Below are 18,185 nucleotides of genomic sequence, written 5' to 3' on the forward strand. Positions count from 1 at the left end.
TACGGTCGGAAGGTTCTGAGAAGGAAGCAGGGGGCAGGCTGGCCAACCCTAGCCGCCGTCGGGCTTACTGCCCAAGCGAAAACCGGGCCGAGTGGCGCTCCTCGTACCCCCCCACAAAAGAGCCCGCCCGTTGCATGGGGTTGACCACCGTCATGGGACGCCGAACACCGCGCCATTGGGAAATTTGCGCGGTGCGAAAAGACGGCCTTGCGCTAGTCCGTCAGCTCCGGAGGCTTGGCGGCTGCCTTGCTCCGGCGGCGGTTGACCAGGACAGCCGGGACGACAACGGCCGCCAGGGCGATCAGCACCGGAAGAGCCCCGGCCAGGAACACGAACAGCTTGGTGAAGACGATGCCCATCACGTTAAGACTGCCGGAGAGCGCCTGGCTGGCCTGCTTCAGCACCGGGACGGTCGATCCGGTTTTGTTGGACGCGGCCAGGCCTACCTTCTCGTACAGCCTGAGCTCAATCGTGGACATGGCCACGTTCTGATCAAGGTAGCGCATGCGTCCTTTGATTTTCTCGATTTCCTCCTGCACTTTCCCAAGCTCATTGGAGAACGCCACCAGCTCATCGGCCTTCGAGGCTTTCTCCATAAAAGCGAGCAGACGGGCTTCCGCCGTCTGGCGCGCCTTCAACCGGGAATCCAGGTCCACGTACTCCTCCGTCACGTCCTGTCCCTGCATGCTTTTCTGCAGCTTGAGGCTCTCGACCTTCTCCAGATCGCTGAGCAGGGAGGAAAAGCCGGAAGCCGGCACCTTGATGGTCAAGTTCCCTCCCTTCTCCCCCGAATTCTGGTTTTCGGCAAATTGAAGGATATAGGCGCCTCTCAGCTGAACGAGGTCCCGGATCTGGGACTGGGCCTGGTTGTAATCCCCCACTTCCATGACCAGGTTGGCTTTGTAGATGAGCTTGCGGTTCAGGCCATCGGACGTGTCCGCCTGGGTCATCCCTCCGGCCTGGGCGTTTCCAGACGGCTGGGGTGCGGAGGAGGCGACTGGGGCGGTTCCTCCTTTGGAGTCAGCCGTCTCCGTCCCTTTCCCGCCCGCTTGATCGGCCGCACTCCCGGCGGCGGCTCCGGAACCGGCAGCCGGTTTCGCTTCATTCTTGGCCGGGGCGCTTTGGGCGGAGCTCGCGTTTGTCGCGCCGGTGTCCTTATCGGCTGACGAGCAGCCTGCTGCGGAGACGATGCCCGCCGCCAAGAGCAGCGCGCCGAGCCAGGCAGGAAAGCGCTTGCCGAGAATCGGCAGCGTTGGCAGCCCGGCCGGATGGTTCCGGCGCTTTTGTAACGATGGATGGTTCATGGATGGGACCCCCTTTTTGTATAGTCCTGCACCCTCCTGACGAAGAAACCATCCGCTAAGTTTCAAGAAATGGAAAATTTCCCAGAACATTTTTCCTTCCGGGTTTTTCGGATAAGCGTGCCCTCCTTCCCCGTCCTGTGCTATGATGAACGGAAATCTCGTCTTATCCGGGGACGCTCTCTACAACGCCATCCTCCTCCGCTGTAACGGGCCGCGGATCGAGGCGAAGGAGGCCTCTCCCCCTAAAGAAGGCGAACGGAAAAGAGGACAAGCCATGACGGTATGGAAAGACCGGGAATACACCGAGGAATCGTTTGACTATCGGGAGTTGGAGGAAGCGGAGTGGAGGAACGTGACCTTCCTCCGGTGTACGTTTCGGGGAGCTTCGCTTCGCGAGTTGGTTACGCAGGGCTGTGTCTTCGAGCACTGCGATTTCACGGACGCGCAGCTGAACGGGTCCCGGCACACCCACTCGGCCTTCTCCAACTGCCGGATGGCGGGAGCCCGCCTGTTCGCCTCGCGGTTCGACAGCTGCAAAATGACCGGCTCGGCCTTCGAGGAGGCTGACCTGACCGGAATTGTCATTCAGGGCGGGGACTGGTCGTACACAAACCTCCGTCACCAGTCCCTGACGGGCCTAGACCTTAGCGGAGTCAGCTTCGAAGAGGCCGACCTGTATGGCTGCCGGCTCGACAAAAGCTCCCTGCGCCACGCCAAGCTCGCCCGGGCGGTGCTGAATGAAGCGACGCTGCTCTCCACCGACCTGAGGGGAGCCGATGTCTCCGGCGTCGACCTGAAGGCCCTGAACCTGAAGGGCGCCCGCATCGACGCCGATCAGGCGGTCGCCTTCGCCCGCTCCCACGGGGCCAAGGTGGATTAAACGGCCCGACGGAGGCGCCCCCCGCTCCCCAAAAAAAATCGCCTTCCCTTGGCCTGACGGCCGGGGAAGGCGATTTTTCTATCATTCACGGTCAGCGGTTCATCCATACCCGCATCAGCGAGAACAGCTGGTCCATCTTAAGCGGTTTGGAGATGTAATCCGATGCCCCCGCTTCCAGGCATTTGTCCCGGTCGGGCTTCATGGCCTTCGCGGTAAGGGCGATAATCGGCAGCCGCAGCCAGTTCTCCTTCGCCCGGATGGCCCGCATCGTTTCGTAGCCATCCATCTCCGGCATCATGATATCCATCAGCACCAGGTCGACAGCCGGTTCGCTCTCCAAGATCTGGAGGCATTCCTTGCCGTTCGCGGCGGTGAGCACCTCGATTTTTTTATCCCGGAGGGCGGTGCTGAGGGCAAACACATTGCGCGAATCGTCGTCAACCACCAGCACCCGTCTGCCGGCAAAAGGAGCCGCATCCTTTGGAGCGGCGCCGGCCGGTGCCCGGTTCGCCGACGGGCCTTCTCCCGCCTGCGTAACCGCCGTGCTCCGCGGTTCTTGCTCCGGGTAGGCGGGCAGAGCCTCCGAGGTGGCCACCGAAATCCCGGCGGCCACCTCGGAGGCTGCCGGGAGCAGCCTCTCCCCGGCTTCTTCCCCGTGCGCGGTGTGAGGAAGGTACATGGCAAAGGTGCTTCCCTCCCCTTCCCGGCTTTCGAGCGTCAGGGTGCCGCCCAGCAGCTTGGCGAACTCACGCGAAATGGAGAGCCCGAGGCCGGTTCCTCCATATTTGCGGCTTGTGGCGCCGTCTACCTGCTGGAACGCTTCGAAGACTTGAAGCTGTTTGTCCTCCGGAATCCCAATCCCCGTATCCGAGACCGAGAAGACCAGATAGGACATCCCATCCTGGCCTTCTCCCTCTTTCGTACCGGAGGAATATCCAACGGAGAAGGTAACGGCGCCCTGCTCCGTAAATTTAAAGGCATTGGAGAGCAGGTTCTTCAGAATCTGCTGGAGCCTCTGCCCGTCGGAGTAGAAGATGGACGGCAGAGATTCCTCCATCACGATACGGAATTCGATCCCTTTCTGGGTGGCGATCGGGGTGAAGATGGCCTCCAGGGCGACCGGAAGCTCCGTCAGGTTGACCGGCTCGGCCTCGATTTCGAGCTTACCGGATTCCACCTTGGACAGATCCAGAATGTCGTTGATCAAGAGCAGCAGGTCGTTCCCCGCATTGTTAATAATGAGGGCATACTCCTGCTCCTCGGGGGTAAGGGTTCCCTTCGGATTGTCGGCCAGCATCTGGGAAAGAATAAGCATGCTGTTAAGCGGAGTCCGCAGCTCGTGGGACATGTTCGCCAGAAACTCCGACTTGTAGCGGGAGCTGAGCTCCAGCCGTTCGGCGTTCGTTTCGAGCTCTTCCTTCGCTTCCTCCAGCTCTTTTGCCTTAAGCTCGGCGAATACGTTCTGCTCCTCGAGCTGCTCGTTGATGACTCGCAGTTCTTCTGTTTGCGTCTGGAGCTCTTCCGACTGGGCTTGCAGCTCCTCGGATTGGGCCTGCAGCTCCTCGGTCATCGCCTGCGATTCCGCCAGAAGCCGCTCGATTTCCATCCGGGTCATGACGCGGTCGAGGGTGATGCCAAAGGTTTCCAGAATTTGCGTGAGAAGCTGCTCCTGCTGCGGAGTGAAGCCTTCCATGGAGGCCAGCTCTATGACGGCCAGCACCTGACCTTCGAGCGTGACAGGAGACACCATAATGGAAGAAGGCGACGCCGTGCCCAGGCCGGAACGCACCTTGACATAGTCCGCCGGCAGCGTGGTCAGGATCATGCGGCGATTGTCCGCGGCGCACTGCCCGACAAGTCCTTCGCCTATCCGGAAACGCTCTTCTCCGACCTTCCGGCCATCCGCCGCGTAAGAGGCTGACAGCACGAGGGAGTCCTCCCCGCGCTCGAATTTGCGCAAATACAGAACCGCGTAAGGCGCCTGCATCAGGCTCGCGACCTTCTCCAGGAAGAGCCGGGTCAATTCCTCTGACTGGGTGATGCTTTGGAAGGCGGTTGCCGTTTCGGCGATCTGCGTCTGCATCCAGTTCTCTTCCTCGAACCGGTCCAGCATCCGGTTGGTGGCTTCCCCGAGGTCGTTGATCTCATCCCGGGTTCTTACCGAAATCCGCTGGCCGGACCGGCTGCCTGCAGTGATAGCTTGAATCGCCCGGGTAACCTGTTTGACGGTCCCGAGAATCGAACGGGAAATAACCAGCGCCGCGGCGATGGCGGCAGCGGCCACCAGCCCGACGAACCAATACAGCTCTCGGCGAAGCACCGTATTGCGGCTGTGCAGCTCCTCCGTCCGGGTCTGGGTGAGCTGCCGCTCTACGGTCCGGAAGGAGTCGACCTGGGACCGGAACCGGTCGGAAATGGTTTTGCCTACATTGGCTTGGAAGTATTCGTTGATCTTAGCCGTATTGTTATCTTTCTTATACTGGACGAGGGGAAAAGCGGCTTCCTTCATCCAGCTGTCAATCGTTTCTTTTATCTGCTCCAGGCTTGCCTTCTGCGGGGGGTTGTCCTTCACCAGATTGTACAGCCTCTCGTAATCCTGCTCCCAGCCGCTCATCGCGGTATTGTAGGGATCCAGGTAGGAGGAGTTGCCGGTGATGACGAAGCCCCGCATCCCCGTTTCCATCGTAACGAGGCGCTTCTCCAGCTGATTCGTTAAATTATGAACTTCGAAATCATGACCCGTTACAAAGTCCATCTCCCGCTGAAGATCGGTGATCCGGCCCGTAATGAGCCACACCGCAATCCCAAGAAACAGAATAATAAGCAGATACCCGGAAGCAATCTTAGTCCGCAGCGTCATTCTCATCTAACCGCACAGCCTGCCCTTCTATCTGGAATGGTTATATATGGTGGCAAAAAAGAACGGCTCCCTTCCACCGCCGGTTTGCATGAACGGCTGCCAGAGAACCTTGTCCTACCATTGTACCATGTTCCGACCCTCACATCCATAAAAGACAAAAGGAAATTATGTGTCAGCCGAAGCGTTATGCCGGTCCTCCCTAAGAATAGAGCTTTATACAAGAAATTGCCCGATAGTATGCCTGAGTTCCTTAGACAGGCCGTCCACGGTACCGGACAGGCCGGTCGTTTCATCCGCGAGCTGCAGCTGGGTCCGGGCATCCGCCGCCGCCTCCCGCGTTCCCGCCGATGCTTCCCGGGCGATCTGGGCCATGGATTCGATGGAGGCGGTGACTTCCTCGGTTCCGGCGGACATCTCCTCGGAAGCGGCCGAAATCTCCCCAATCTCCAGCGCCACCTCCCGGGAAGCTCTTAAGATCCGGTCGAAATCTCCCGTAAGGGCCCCCACAGCGGCAAGGCCAGCCGCCGCATCCCGTCCTCCGGCCTGCATGGCGTCAACCGCCGAAGAGGTCACCGTTTGAACTTCGGCAATCATGTCTCCGATGCGCTCCGCCGCTTCCGAGGACTGCTCGGCCAGCTTGCGGACCTCTCCCGCCACAACGGCGAAGCCGCGTCCCTGTTCCCCCGCGCGGGCCGCTTCGATCGCGGCGTTCAAGGAAAGCAGATTGGTCTGCTTCGCCATCTGGGTGACGACGGACGCCGCTTCCCCGATGGCCGCCGACTGCTTCTCCAGCCGGCCGACCGCCTCCTCGATGGCGGACATCGAGCTTCCGAGCGCGTTCATCTTGCTTGCGGCGTCTTCCGCCCGCAAGCTTCCCTCCTCCGAAATCCGCAGCATATCCTGCGACCGCTCCGCCACCAGCCCCGAGGCCCCGGCAATGCGCTGAATACCTTCGGCCATTTGGAGCATGGCCGATGCGCTGTCCCCGGAGCCCGTCGCCTGAAGGTCGGCTCCCGCCGCAAGGCGGTCCATAGCCGCCGCCGACTGGCCGGTGAGCTCCCGGCTGCGCTCAGCCTTGTCCGCCAGCTCCCCGGCGCTTGCTTCGAGCCGTTCGGCGCGGGTGCGGACGGCCGTCACGATGCCCTGCATCGTTTCCATGAACCGGTTGATCTCCGTTCCGAGCAGAGACAGCTCGTCTCTGCCTTTCACGGCGATCCGGTAGCGCAGGTCGGCTTCCCCGGAGTTAAGCAGGACGGCCGCGGCGGCAAGCTCCCGGAGCCGGCGTCCGACCACCCTCCGGGTAAGCAGGAACAGGACGGTCAGCGCGGTGGCCATAATGCCGAGCAGCTCCGCTGTTTTGCGCATCCGCTGAGAGGCGATGAATGCATCGGAGCTTGCCTTGGACAGGGCTATGCGAACCCCTCCCCAATGCTTCCCGTCGATCATAAGGGGATAGGAGATGTCCCATGTCTTGACGATCTTCCCCTCGATCACCCGGTCATACTCCTGCTTGAGCACGGCGGATGTATCGGTATAGGAAGCCGCCGCGAACCCCGTACGGTCATTGAACACGCGGTTCGCCCGGTATTTCTGGCTGAGGAGCCCCACCGCTCCCCATTCGTCCTTGGACCCTTCCCCCACCGGGCTGTAGGTGCGGTTGTGGGTGGCGACGAAGCCGTTAAATTCCGGGTTAGCCGAATAAGCGGCCGGAATGGCAAAAACCACATCCGGACCCGTCAGAAAGGAATCGATGATGCCCTGCCAGCGTTCATCGGTATAGGCATCATAAGCGCTGCTGTACTTCAGCTCATACCGGGAAAGCGGCACTTTCTCCCCATTGTACAGCTCCGTCGTCTTCGCCAGGTAGTCGCTTCCCCTCTTCTTGGCTTCCGCCTCACTCTCCGGCAGAACGGCGAGCCGGTCGTCAAACAAGCGGCTCCGCAGCTCCTCCCCGCTCAGCCGGGTCCCGTCGGCTAACGTGACTCCGCTGCGCATATCGCTCTCCGCTACCCGGGCAAGCGTTCCCGACAGGGACACGGCCAGGTCGTAGCCCTTGTCCAGCAGCTGCTGCTCCGCATCCTTGCGGATTTTTCCCCACTCGTAAACAAGCATTCCGCCAATAACCGCCACCAGGGCCGCACTCATCACCAAGGCAAACTTGTTAGCCAATGAATGGATTCTCACCTGTACACCTCTGTCCGTCTAAGATTTTCCAATAGTATGATACAAGTAGTATAAAGGAACTAGGACATTTTTCACAATTTACAGACAAAAAGGTCATTTCGCGCCTCTGCCGGCCATCCGACAACGGTCGGCCACCCTATCCGATGCGGCACGCTCCCCCGCTCAAACCGTAGCTTCTCTCTATCTTTTCCGCCTGTTCTTCCCCTTCCCCAACCGGTCCCTCTCTCTTAGACCAGGTCCCGGTTTCTACCGGAAAAATATTTCCTTCCGCGACTTCCTCCCCGCTCCAAAAGGCCTGGTTCTTATGATATGCTGGAGAAAAAATCCATTATCGGGCTGATCTTCAGCCGCGGGGGCAAATCATGGGCATGACAAGAAGAGAATTTATCAAATGGCTGGCCGGGGCCTCCGTCCTGCTTGGCGGCGGCTGGCTTTGGCTGGGGCAGAAGCCCGGGACTCCGGGACCGGCGGCCGAGGAAGCCTTAGCTGAGGCGGCGCCTGGCGAAACGGCTCCGGCACCCTCTCCGTCTCCTTCCCCTGTTCCCCAGGGACCCGGGGAGCTTCTCGCTTCCTTTTTCCTGTTCAGCGATATGCATATATCGGCGGGCGAGGCGTCCATGTCGGATAAGCTGAAGCTGGCCCTGGACGATGTGACGGGCTTCGAGAGCCCGGTGGAGGCGATCGTGTTCGGCGGAGATTTGACGGATTTCGGGCGGGACAGCGACTATCGCGTTCTGCGCTCCATTCTCGACCGCTACAAGCTGCCCAAGCTGTACGGCAACATGGGCAATCACGATTATTACGACATCTGGCTCACCAAGGACGGCCAGTTCTCGACCGAAACGATGCCGAACGGCAAGACGGACGCCATGGCCAGGCAGCGGTTCCAGAAATTCCTCGGCATGGACAAAGCCTACGGGGATGCTTGGGTGAACGGGGTTCATCTCATCCTCGTCTCCCAAGAGGCGTATGTCCAGGAACGAAGCGACGTGGGAGAAGGCGCTTGGTACTCCGACGAGCAGCTGGAGTGGCTGCGGCGGACGATGGAGGAGCACAAGGACGGCAAGCCGGCGCTCGTGTTCATTCACCAGCCGTTTCCCGCCGTCGGCTCCGACGGAAGGACCCACCAGCTGATCCGGGCCAACGAGTTCCGGGCCATTCTGAAGCCTTACAAGAACGTCTTCGTTTTCTCCGGCCATACGCACCGGAGCTTCAACGGGGAGAACCATTACAACCGCCACGAGAACCTGCATTGGTTCAACAATGCCTCCGTCGGGCGCACCCGCTCCGCCGCGCCCAACTCCAACGTTTCGCAAGGCATGTATATCCAAGTCTATGAGAAGGAGATCGCCGTACGCGGACGGGAGTTCTCGACCCGGGAATGGATCGATGGAGCCCAGTGGCAGGTGAAGTTCGAGGTCTAGTGTGATGGGGGAAAGGAAGACCGGGGCCGCTTGGGGAAGACGAAAGAGGCCCCTCCGTCACCAAGAGTGACAGAGAGGGCCTCTTTCGCGTTAAGAAGAACTTGCCGGCGAATCCGTCAGGTCCGGGCCGTCCAAGAGCCTAACCTCATCGCCCGCCTGCACGGGCCCTGGTCTTACCACCGAGGCGTACAGGCCGAACTGCATATCCAAGTCTTCCCGGAGCTTCCGCGTCAGGGACGGGTCCTTCGAGAACGTATCGGGATCGATCGCGATAACCGGACAGCGTGTGCAGGGCCCGTCCACCCGGAGGAGGGCTCCGCCTATCGCCAGCCTTTTCCCGATCCAGCTTTCCTCCTCCGGGGCATCCCCGGTCAGGGCCAGGATCAGGTTGGGCCGGAACCGGCGGGGATCCAGCCTCCGTCCCCACCCGCTCTCCAGCCTGCTCAAGGCGGCGTCGGTTACGATAAGCAGGCTGGCTTCATCGACGGACAGGAGGCCGGGGACCTCCGGATGCGGGGCCCGGCAGGCCGACAGGGACAGCTTTACCGGCGTTCGCTTCTGCAGCTCGGCCAGCAGCTTCTCGTCCCAGCCATAGACCTGTCCCTCCGGCGTCGTGACCCGGACCTGTCCCTCTCCGTCCAGACTTGCCCGGTAAGCCAGCATCTCGGGAAGGTTCCGTGCGGTAAAATAGCGGCTCCACCCCTCACGGGAATCGTCATAGAACGCACAGACGCGGTCACCCGCCAAGCCCTGCTCTTCGACGTCCGCGGCCTCCAGCCGTTCGCCCGCCAAGGATTTGACAGGGTACCGGAAGAGCTCCCGAAGCGTGCCCATCGCCTTCATTGCCATCCCCTCTCTTCCCCTTACCTCCGGTCAGCGCTTCAGCAAATCCTCCCGAATGGGGGTAAACGTGTCAAAAAGCGCCCCGGCCGTTACCGCCGTAACCCCATGCTTGGCATCGCTTGGGATGTACAGGGTGTCGCCTTCGCGGACCTGATGGACCGTCCCGTCGATGGTAAAAGCGAATTCCCCGCGGATGACATAGGTGGTCTGCTCGTGGGGATGGCTGTGCACGTATCCTTCCGCTCCCGCCTCAAACTCCACGATCATGCTCATCATCTGACGCCCTACTGTCACAATCCGGCGGCGCACTCCCGGCTCCGCCGGCTGCCATTCTTTGTTAAACTCCATGCTGCGGCCTCCTTCGAAATAATGCCTTACACGTAATTGAGTCCCTGGTTATAAGGAAGCGGAACCGGGAGCAGAGCCGGATAGGCCTCGCGGATCTCAGCCGCAGCGCCGGGCTTCGGCTCCGGATCGAACAGCAGCGAGATGAGCTCTTCCGGCGCCAGGGTGCGGGCTTCCCCGCCGCTCAGACGGAGCTCGAAGCGGCCGTCTTCGAGGTCCCGCGCTGCCGGGGGACCGGCCTCCGCTCCCGCGCCACGCTCTTCGAAGAAGGGGGCGAGCTGCAAGAAAAGCCGCTCCGCGCTCAGGATTTTGAGCGTGTGGTAGCTCGGCTCCGGCTCCTGGTTCTCCGCAAGCGGGGCAACAGCCGCGGCCAGGCCGCGCTCGTGCCACGGAACGGGCACCACGAGCCGCTCCAGCCCGAAGGTACCGGTCGCATCGGCGAACAAGGCGGCGGCCGCCTGCGCATCCCCCGCCCACTCGATGACGCGCGGCGGGTTCTTCAGCCCTTCCCGGTACGGCACGCCGATGACGGCGAAGGCTGTCAAACGGCCGTCCCGCTCGGCCAGGAGCACGCGGTGGCGGAGCTTGACGCAGCTGCCGTACGCCTCAGCCTGCAGAAGCTGCGCCAAATCGGCGGCACTCTGGTCATAGCGGACCGGCCGTGCCTCGGCCAGGGCGTGCAGCGCGAGGAGGTCCGTCGGCTCGAGCTCGCGGAAGACGGTCCCTTCCGATGCAAGGACAGCCGCTTCGGCGTTCTGGAGCGAGGCCGGCGTGAGCGTGTACCGTGCCACGCTCCCGTAGCCACAGCAGGCCGCATTCGTGTACAGCGAGCGGCCGCCCGAGACCAGCAGCAGCGAGGCGCCGGAACGGCCGGCATGGCCGATGACCTCCTGGAGCATTCCGCTGGCCAGGCCTTGGCCGCGATAAGCGGGATCCGTGCAGACGGACCCGAGCTGAAAGACGTCGAGCCGGGCCGCACCAACCCGGAGGACGGCCGGCACGAGGCCCATAAAGGCCACGAGCTTACCGTCCGTAAAAGCCCCGTACGACTGTTGAAGGGAAGGGGAAAAGACATTCGGAAAGCCCTCGCCCATCGATTTCTGTTCCTCATCGCGGAAGGTGGCGTCCGACAGCCGGACGGCCTCCTGAAGCTCCTCCGGCTTTACCAGGCGAAAGTCAGTCATGAATTCACGGCTCCTTCATAAGTTCATAGATGGCAACGGCCAATCAACCGGGGCGGGCTTGCTGCCCGCCGCCTGAAAGCAGGCGCCTAAATCGCTTTCAGTGTAGGCAAAAACCGGAAGCCCGTCAAGCCGGACCGGCTATCCGCAGCCGCTGGAACTGCTTGAAGCCCGACCGGAAGGCAGAAGCGGTCCGGGGTGAACTTGACCGCACATCGGCCTCCAATCGAACGGCGCTCTTTAAGCAGCGCTCCCGCCGTTGCCTTCTGCTGCGGCCGGCCGCCACAGCTGCTCGAGCAGCATCGACAGAAGCATGCTGACCAGGAGCCCGTTGCCGAGAATCGGCTGCAGCACCGGGGGCAGCGCCTGGAACGTCTGAGGTGGCAGGAACAGCACAGCCGCGCCGAGCGACAGCGTCAGACCGAGGATGGACAGCCGGCGCTGGTCCAGCCGGTCGCGAAGCACCGTCGAGAGGCCGAGGCCGAACATCTGGGCGAAGGTCGACAGCAGCGCCGCGTAAGCGACGGGGCCCGGAAGCCGCGCCAAGCCGGATGTGATCACCGGAAAGAGCGAAAGGACGCACAGGCCGGCGCTGGCCGCAAGGAAGGGGCCCATCCGCTTCTGACCCGTCATGCGGATAAAGCCTGCTGAAACGGACAGCGGCACCATCCCGACCGTAGAGATCAGGGCGGACAGGGCGGTGTTCACACCCGCCATCAAACCGCCCCGGTTCAGCTTCCGGAGGTCGTCTTCCGTGCCGCGTTCGGGCATGGCCTGCTTGACCGCCTCGAAGCTGGCCACGAGATTGGACAGCAGCACGAGAGCGACGAGGACGGAGGACACGGCCGTGCCAGCGTCAAGTCGGGGCATCCCCCAGGCTAACCCTTCCGGCAGGCGGAACAGGCCCGTCAGCGGCAGCGGCTCTCCCACCCAGCCGAAGACAGCGAAGACCGCCCAGCCGGCCAGGATGCCGATGAGCACGGCGTAGCTTTTCCACCAGCCCTTTCCCCAGAGCGAGAAGGAAAGCACGAGCAGGAAGATGCCGAGCCCAGCAGCGGCAGGTCCCGCCTGCAGCCCGGTCCCGTCATCGGACACCCCGAGCGTCCCCTTCAGGAATACCCCGCTCAACTGCAGAGACAAGAGCATGAGAAAAGCCCCCGTGACAAGGGGCGTGAACAGAAAAAGAAACCGCCCGAACAAACCGGCCGCACTGACGGCAATAAGCAGAGCGCCGGCCAGCAGCATGCTGCCCTCCAGGCTGCGAAGCGTTTCATACGGATCCGTTCCGTGGGAGCGGGCGAGGCCGCCCAGAATAACGAAAACGCCGAGCCAGATTCCGGCGGGACCGTCCACCACGGGAAGCCGGTGCCCGACCAAGCCCTGCAGGAGCGAGGCCAGGCCGACGACGAAGAACGTGCGCTGCATGAGGCCGGCCACTTCCACCGGCGATAACTGATAGATGTCCCCGATGACGATAGGGAGAGCAAGCGCGTTGGCGAGCAGAAAGACCAGCCATTGAAGAGAACCTGCCGTATCGGCAGCGAGTGTTTTGGTATTCATAGGATCACGATCTCCTGTAACAATAGAATAAGGGAGCATCTTGGCTAACATCTGACTTCCATCTTGACTTCCATAGAAGTTAAGTATAGGCCAAATCCTTCTCATTTCAACCCCAGCCCACAGAGATCGTTGTCTTACAGCCGTTCTTCCATAAACTCCAGCCGGTTGCCGAAGGGGTCGTCCGTATGCAGGCGGTAAAGGGTGCCGATGGGAGCGTCCTCCCGGATGGAGCAGCCATGAAGGGCAAGCCGTTCCTTCAGAGCCTCCAACCCCTGGACCTGGAAGGCCGGGTGGGCCTTTGCCGCGGGAACGAAATCCTCCTGAATGCCGATATGAACCTGAAAGCCGGGGCACTCGAACCAGACCCCTCCCCTTTTCCTCAGCTCCTCGGGCTTAGGGATCTCCTTCATGCCGAGAACTACGGAATAGAAGGCCCTTGCCTGCTCTTCGCACCCCGGCGGTCCGGCCAGCTGCACATGATGGATACCGCGATAAGAAAACTCCATGCTTATTCCCTCCTCATTTGTTTCACTGGATGAAATCATGTTTCATTATAAGATGATCTCATTGTATGCCTCTTCCTTCTTCTCGTAAAGCACAAAAACCGTCCGGGCTGCCCTCACTGGAAGGCAGCCGGACGGCCATGGTGGAAGCCTGGTGGATCGGTTATCCGGCGAGCAGAGCATCGAGCGAATAGGCTCCCGCACCTGTGAGGGCAATCCCCACCGCAGCCGCGATCAGCACCAGGTTGTATTCATAGCCGTTCGCCGTCGCCCACAAGCCGTTTTGGCCGTGCACCGTCTTGATGGCGCCGAGCATGGTCAGCACGATCAGAGCAGCGGCAACCGGAGTAAACAGGCCGGCCGCGAACAGCGCTCCGCCCAAAAGCTCCATTAGCCCCGCCAGAACGGCCATGAGCACACCCGGCTTGACGCCGATGGATTCCATCCACCCGCCCGTTCCTTTCGGACCATACCCTCCGAACCAACCGAACAGCTTCTGCGCCCCGTGCCCGATAAACAGTACCCCAATAACCAAACGAATAATCAACAAACCCCATGCCATCATTTTTATCGACTCCTTTTATTTTAATTTAATATTCTTTATTTCAAGATTTATGACCGGTTTTTTGATTCAAGCTCAGTGGAGAAAATCAGCGCTTAGGAAAAAGCGCATAAGGAACGGTTGTAGGAACGAGTATAAGGGCCAGCCGCAAAGGCTCTTCTTCCGTATTCGTAAAGCTTGCCGCGGTCTCCGATGCCGCCGGGGAGGTCAAGAAATCCCGCGTCCTGAAAACGGTCGGCTCCCGGTCGGAGTCCGCTTCTGCCCAGGTGCCCTGCCCGCGGATGGCCAACGCCGTTAAGGTGTAGCCTGCCGGCACAGGATGGGTGTAGACCGCTCCCGGCTGGATTTCGACATCGTACACTTCCGCATCCGCCACGAGCTCAATCGGCGCTCCCGGTCCGATGACCGTTTTGACCGTATACGCACCGGTGTTTTCCAAGGGAAACTCCTCATGTTCGTATTGGCGGTAGGTCGGCTCCCGGCGGATCGCTTCCATAAAGTCCGGCTCGAACCAGATCTGGAACAGCTCCGTACCGCCGGCGAGCCTTTCCTCATGGCTTACGCCCGATCCGGTCTGCATCACCTGGGCCCCGCCGGCTCCTACCCGGCTGTCCGTGCCGAGCGTGTCACCATGATAAGCATCGCCCTCCACCACATAGGTCATGATCTCAAACCCTTTGTGAGGGTGCAGCCCGATCCGCGCCTCTTCGCTGGAGACGCCCCATGCCCAGTAGAACAACGGGCCTACCCGTTTGACCACCGAGCCCTCGCCCGGGAATCCGATCGGCTTCTGCTCCGTTATTTTGCCACCGTCAAATTCTCCGGTAGCCTGCATGACGGGGGGATAAATTCTCACTTGCATATGTCTCTCCTCCTTTGGTTGGGTGAGTCGTAAACTCTCCATGTCATTATGAATCTTCATGACCGGCGTCTCACCGTTATCTTTAATTCAATTGTCTTTAATTTAAGATAAATATACTCCCTCTTTCTGCTCCTGTCAACTGATCTTCACCAAAAAAATTTTCCCCTCCGAAGCCCATGCAAAAGGGCGGAGACGCTCCCCGCCTTCCAAGCCTCCAGGGGGCTGCTCCTCCCAGCTATCCTTTTCTGCTGCGTACGGTTTACGGAGGATGCATCCGCCTGGTCTTGGTACGGCCGCTGCCTCCTCTACCCGGTGAGAGTAGGCCGGTTCTGCCGTTACTCCTGGCGCAGGTATCCTTTATCCTTGAAGAACAGCCTCCAGAACCAGACGAACACCGGAGCCAGGATGGCGCTGAACACGATGTAGCCGGTCAGCAGCGAAACGAACATGGAATGATTCGTTACCGACTGGTCGATCGTCTGGCTCGGGTAGACGATGTAAGGAAGATGGGCCTTGCCGTAGGCAAACACGGCAAGCCCGTACTGAAGCACGATGGCGATCACCGCCGCCCTCGGCTTGCCCGGATTCTCCCGGCCGGAGCGCCAAAACAGAGCGCTGTACCCGATCAGAAAGGCCGTGACGGATAGGGCGAACCACCCCTCGACCCGCTGCAGATTAGGCAGGATCCACTGGGCCTCGGGAGCGAACGTGACGGTCACGAGAATGGCCGTGATCAGCGTCAGCGGCCCTAGAAGGATCGCGCGGACGCGGTAATAGCGGTACGTGTCCTCGTCGTCGGCCTCCCGGGCGTAATCGGCCAGAAACAGAGCCGACAGGAACAGCTCCGTGGAGATGCCGAAGGCAAGATGGGCGTACTCCGTGACGCTGCCGAGGAGCTTGCCGAACAGAAGCTGCGGGTACCCGCTCTCCATGGTGACGAACCCGCCGAGCGAAACCGGCAGCACGCTGATGAGAAGGCCCGGGATCAGAAGCCCGGTCACTCCCGACACGACCGTCAGCAGACGGACATACCGGCGAACGGAATAGGCGTACACCATGAAGGTGCTTCGGATGATGAGCAGCACGAGCATGAGCCCGGCCGGCAGCAGGAGCACGGAGCCCAGCACATAAACGGCATGCGGGAAGAAGCCGACCAGCGCCACCACAAGAAGCACGAGGAAGACATTCGTTACCTTCCACGAAGGGGACAGATACAAGTTGGCGATGGAGGCGGCGTGGTTGTCACGGCGGCGCATGGAGGCCATCGCCCAGAAGCCCGCGCCGAAATCGATCGACCCGGCGATCGAGTAGATGAACAGAAACACCCAGATGATCGTAATCGCAAGCACCGAATCGCTCATCGTCCCGGCTCCTTTGCGGTCTGCCATTCCCGGGCGACCGGGTGGCGTTTGAAATAGAAAGACATGACGAGCGCCGTCACGATCAGCAGGAAGACGTAGATCGAGACGAACAGGACGAGAAGTGGTCCTACCTCAGCCGTCTTCGTCGCCGCTTCGGTTGTCCGCTGGATGTGGTAGATCGTCCAGGGCTGCCGGCCCGAGCAGGAGAACACCCAGCCGAGCTCGATGCCGAGCATCGAAAGCGGCCCGGTGGCCGCGAGAACCCACAGGAGCCAGCGCGCATAGCTCCGCCTGCGGTAGTACCACCACGCCCCCACGATCGCGATCAGGATCAGAACGGACCCGATGCCAACCATGGCGTTGAACAGCGTGTGGGTATAGAGCGGCGGCCAGTCCTCCCGCGGAAACTCGTTCAGCCCTTTGACCACCCCGCTGAAGGAGTTGGTGGCGAGGAAGCTCAGCAGCCACGGAATTTCGATGGCTCCCTTCACTTCTCCCGTTTCGGGATCCGGGCTGCCGCCGATGGCAAGCGGCGCATAGGACCGGGTCTCGAACAGGCTTTCCGCCGCGGCCAGCTTCTCCGGGTTGTGCTTGTGCAGCTTCTGGGCGGTGGCGTGCCCGTTGACCGCCGTCAGAATCGACATTACGCCTCCCAAGAGGAGGGCGATGAAGAGACTTTTGCGGTGATAGGTGTACTCCCGCTCCGTCCTCCCTCTTCTCAGCAGCTTGAAGGCCGCGACCGAAGCGATGGCGAAGGCCCCGGTCATGAAGGCCGAGACCGCGACATGGGTGGCCGAGGTGGCGAAGTTGGGGTTGAAGAAGGCCTGCCACGGATGCACATCGGAGATGACGCCGTCCTTGTAGGTAAAGCCGGTCGGCGTGTTCATCCACGCCTGGGCGTCGGTGATCAGAACAGCGGAGCCGACCGCCCCTAGTGCGACGAAGAAAACGCTCGTGATGCGCTGCAAGGGCGTCAGCCGGTCGGCGGCGTACACGTAGATCGACATGAACAGGGCTTCGAGGAAGAACGCCCAGATCTCGATCTGGAAGGGAAGCGCGATGACTTGCCCGACGATCTCCATGAAGCCGGGCCACAGGAGCGCGAGCATCACGCCGACGATGGTGCCGGACGGAATGGCCACGCCAAGCAGGATGGCGAAGCCTCTCGTCCACCGTTTGGCCATGAGGGCGTAATCGGCGTCTTTCCGAACATGATAGAGGATTTCCGCGAACAGAATCATGACGGGCACCCCCACCCCGAGCGTGGCAAAAATAATATGAAACGCCATGGACGACCCGAACAGCGCCCTGGACAGTACGACCGTATCCATGCTGAAGCCCCTTTCTACCCCGTGCTTTGCTAAAGCTTTCCATGAGTAATATGGACATTAGGAGGCGGGAGTATGCATAAGCGGAAGAGGCCAATCGTACAAAACGGTGCCAAGCCGGCAGGGAACGCGCCCCTGCCCTATGCACGGACCTTGGGTCCGATCTGGGCGGCGGCGAGCCCATAAAAAATCCCCACTCCATAGGGGAAGGGGATCATATGCAGTCCATCCTCTTCCCCTGTGGGGAAAGGGATCATACGTAATCCATCCTCTTCCCCTGTGGGAAAGGGGGATCGTGAAGCAGGATATGCCGCTAGATCGGCAGAAGCTCGACGCTCTCGCGTCCCTCCAGCTCCTGGATCATCTTCTGCCAAGCCTCCGGCTTGTTGGGCAGGACGCTGTAGTAGCGCTTGAGGAAGGTCACGACCAGCGAGGCCGGCAGGGAGCTTGTCTTGCCGTCAAACGGCAGGAAGCACAGGTCGAGCTCCGATACGGCTTCCCCGTCGTTCTTCCAGGACGGATGGACGTACGGGAAGTTCAGCTTCTTGTAGCCGAGATGCGACAGCACCTCGCGGCGCACGAACGGGTCCATCGGCTTGATGCCGCCGAACGAGTGATCCTCGGCCCGGTACGGGTCGTAGATTTCGGCGAACATGCCGAGAATCGGCTTGCCGTTGCGGGCGGCGAGGGAGGTGAGGTCCTCCATCCGCTTGCTCGCGAGGAACGCCCCGACCCCGAGCCCTTCGCGGCCGATAATCGTGAAGTCGGTCATCGCCACGTTCAGGTCCTCCAGGTAGCGGTATTCCGTCGTACCGACCACCTCGCCCTGGTGAACGGCGGCATAGACCCGGATGCCGGGGTCGGCCAGGGGCTCCTTCCAGAGCGCCGCTTCGAGAACCTCCTCCGGAGGAAACACCTTCTGCATAAGCTCGTGCATTTTCTTGAACAGCGGCTGGTCAATGCTGATGATGCGAATATAGTCCATGTT

15 protein-coding genes are annotated in these 18,185 nt (G+C 61.0%); 2 read left to right on the top strand and 13 right to left on the bottom strand.

Annotation, left to right across the window (positions count from 1 at the left end; translation table 11 throughout):
• Nucleotides 1-212: 212 nt before the first annotated feature.
• Entirely contained in the window at nt 213-1,304 is a 1,092-nt protein-coding gene (locus MJA45_RS26890; RefSeq protein WP_315604961.1) for a DUF4349 domain-containing protein, read from the bottom strand.
• Between the two features lie 274 nt (nt 1,305-1,578).
• Between MJA45_RS26890 and MJA45_RS26895 the strand changes: the two genes are divergently transcribed.
• Nucleotides 1,579-2,184: a pentapeptide repeat-containing protein gene (locus tag MJA45_RS26895; RefSeq protein ID WP_315608112.1), complete on the top strand. Its 606-nt coding sequence runs from the start codon at nt 1,579-1,581 to the stop codon at nt 2,182-2,184.
• A gap of 91 nt (nt 2,185-2,275) precedes the next feature.
• On the opposite strand, the gene MJA45_RS26900 is transcribed toward MJA45_RS26895, so the two are convergent.
• Nucleotides 2,276-5,044, bottom strand: coding sequence for a CHASE3 domain-containing protein (locus tag MJA45_RS26900; RefSeq protein WP_315604962.1), 2,769 nt, complete (start codon nt 5,042-5,044; stop codon nt 2,276-2,278).
• Between the two features lie 213 nt (nt 5,045-5,257).
• Nucleotides 5,258-7,228, bottom strand: a complete 1,971-nt coding sequence (locus MJA45_RS26905; RefSeq protein WP_315604963.1) for a methyl-accepting chemotaxis protein — start codon at nt 7,226-7,228, stop codon at nt 5,258-5,260.
• Between the two features lie 368 nt (nt 7,229-7,596).
• Here MJA45_RS26905 and MJA45_RS26910 point away from each other — a divergent pair, with 368 nt between their 5' ends.
• The gene (locus tag MJA45_RS26910; protein WP_315604964.1) at nt 7,597-8,652 is read left to right on the top strand and encodes a metallophosphoesterase family protein; all 1,056 of its coding nucleotides are present in this window, start codon (nt 7,597-7,599) and stop codon (nt 8,650-8,652) included.
• A gap of 90 nt (nt 8,653-8,742) precedes the next feature.
• Here MJA45_RS26910 and MJA45_RS26915 read toward each other — a convergent pair whose 3' ends face one another.
• The 10 genes from MJA45_RS26915 to MJA45_RS26960 all read right to left on the bottom strand — a co-directional run bounded on the left by MJA45_RS26915 (nt 8,743) and on the right by MJA45_RS26960 (nt 18,182).
• Complete coding sequence (locus tag MJA45_RS26915; protein ID WP_315604965.1) at nt 8,743-9,501, bottom strand: MOSC domain-containing protein; 759 nt, start codon at nt 9,499-9,501, stop codon at nt 8,743-8,745.
• Between the two features lie 24 nt (nt 9,502-9,525).
• Nucleotides 9,526-9,843: a cupin domain-containing protein gene (locus MJA45_RS26920; protein WP_315604966.1), complete on the bottom strand. Its 318-nt coding sequence runs from the start codon at nt 9,841-9,843 to the stop codon at nt 9,526-9,528.
• A 26-nt stretch (nt 9,844-9,869) separates the two neighbouring features.
• A complete protein-coding gene (locus tag MJA45_RS26925) occupies nt 9,870-11,024 on the bottom strand; it encodes a GNAT family N-acetyltransferase (RefSeq protein ID WP_315604967.1) in 1,155 nt (384 codons plus the stop codon).
• 237 nt (nt 11,025-11,261) lie between these two features.
• A complete protein-coding gene (locus MJA45_RS26930) occupies nt 11,262-12,581 on the bottom strand; it encodes a purine/pyrimidine permease (protein WP_315604968.1) in 1,320 nt (439 codons plus the stop codon).
• Between the two features lie 134 nt (nt 12,582-12,715).
• On the bottom strand, nt 12,716-13,087 hold the full coding sequence (locus MJA45_RS26935) for a VOC family protein (RefSeq protein WP_315604969.1): 372 nt from the start codon (nt 13,085-13,087) through the stop codon (nt 12,716-12,718).
• Between the two features lie 160 nt (nt 13,088-13,247).
• Entirely contained in the window at nt 13,248-13,649 is a 402-nt protein-coding gene (locus MJA45_RS26940) for a DoxX family protein (RefSeq protein ID WP_315604970.1), read from the bottom strand.
• Between the two features lie 85 nt (nt 13,650-13,734).
• The gene (locus MJA45_RS26945) at nt 13,735-14,508 is read right to left on the bottom strand and encodes a pirin family protein (protein ID WP_315604971.1); all 774 of its coding nucleotides are present in this window, start codon (nt 14,506-14,508) and stop codon (nt 13,735-13,737) included.
• Nucleotides 14,509-14,843: 335 nt separating this feature from the next.
• On the bottom strand, nt 14,844-15,869 hold the full coding sequence (locus tag MJA45_RS26950; RefSeq protein WP_315604972.1) for a cytochrome d ubiquinol oxidase subunit II: 1,026 nt from the start codon (nt 15,867-15,869) through the stop codon (nt 14,844-14,846).
• Complete coding sequence (locus tag MJA45_RS26955) at nt 15,866-17,200, bottom strand: cytochrome ubiquinol oxidase subunit I (protein WP_315604973.1); 1,335 nt, start codon at nt 17,198-17,200, stop codon at nt 15,866-15,868. Before MJA45_RS26955 ends, MJA45_RS26950 begins: the two co-directional genes overlap by 4 nt.
• Nucleotides 17,201-17,510: 310 nt before the next feature.
• Nucleotides 17,511-18,182, bottom strand: coding sequence for a GNAT family N-acetyltransferase (locus MJA45_RS26960; RefSeq protein ID WP_315604974.1), 672 nt, complete (start codon nt 18,180-18,182; stop codon nt 17,511-17,513).
• Nucleotides 18,183-18,185: the final 3 nt, after the last annotated feature.

Source organism: Paenibacillus aurantius (genome assembly GCF_032268605.1).
In the GTDB taxonomy this organism is placed as follows: domain Bacteria; phylum Bacillota; class Bacilli; order Paenibacillales; family NBRC-103111; genus Paenibacillus_AO; species Paenibacillus_AO aurantius.

Excerpts from the sequence above, each read along its gene's own strand:
- MJA45_RS26890 (WP_315604961.1), bottom strand. The coding sequence starts at position 1,304 with ATGAACCATCCATCGTTACAAAAGCGCCGGAACCATCCGGCCGGGCTG.
- MJA45_RS26895 (WP_315608112.1), top strand. The coding sequence starts at position 1,579 with ATGACGGTATGGAAAGACCGGGAATACACCGAGGAATCGTTTGACTAT.
- MJA45_RS26900 (WP_315604962.1), bottom strand. The coding sequence starts at position 5,044 with ATGACGCTGCGGACTAAGATTGCTTCCGGGTATCTGCTTATTATTCTG.
- MJA45_RS26910 (WP_315604964.1), top strand. The coding sequence starts at position 7,597 with ATGACAAGAAGAGAATTTATCAAATGGCTGGCCGGGGCCTCCGTCCTG.
- MJA45_RS26915 (WP_315604965.1), bottom strand. The coding sequence starts at position 9,501 with ATGGCAATGAAGGCGATGGGCACGCTTCGGGAGCTCTTCCGGTACCCT.
- MJA45_RS26920 (WP_315604966.1), bottom strand. The coding sequence starts at position 9,843 with ATGGAGTTTAACAAAGAATGGCAGCCGGCGGAGCCGGGAGTGCGCCGC.
- MJA45_RS26925 (WP_315604967.1), bottom strand. The coding sequence starts at position 11,024 with ATGACTGACTTTCGCCTGGTAAAGCCGGAGGAGCTTCAGGAGGCCGTC.
- MJA45_RS26930 (WP_315604968.1), bottom strand. The coding sequence starts at position 12,581 with ATGAATACCAAAACACTCGCTGCCGATACGGCAGGTTCTCTTCAATGG.
- MJA45_RS26935 (WP_315604969.1), bottom strand. The coding sequence starts at position 13,087 with ATGGAGTTTTCTTATCGCGGTATCCATCATGTGCAGCTGGCCGGACCG.
- MJA45_RS26940 (WP_315604970.1), bottom strand. The coding sequence starts at position 13,649 with ATGATGGCATGGGGTTTGTTGATTATTCGTTTGGTTATTGGGGTACTG.
- MJA45_RS26945 (WP_315604971.1), bottom strand. The coding sequence starts at position 14,508 with ATGCAAGTGAGAATTTATCCCCCCGTCATGCAGGCTACCGGAGAATTT.
- MJA45_RS26950 (WP_315604972.1), bottom strand. The coding sequence starts at position 15,869 with ATGAGCGATTCGGTGCTTGCGATTACGATCATCTGGGTGTTTCTGTTC.
- MJA45_RS26955 (WP_315604973.1), bottom strand. The coding sequence starts at position 17,200 with ATGGATACGGTCGTACTGTCCAGGGCGCTGTTCGGGTCGTCCATGGCG.
- MJA45_RS26960 (WP_315604974.1), bottom strand. The coding sequence starts at position 18,182 with ATGGACTATATTCGCATCATCAGCATTGACCAGCCGCTGTTCAAGAAA.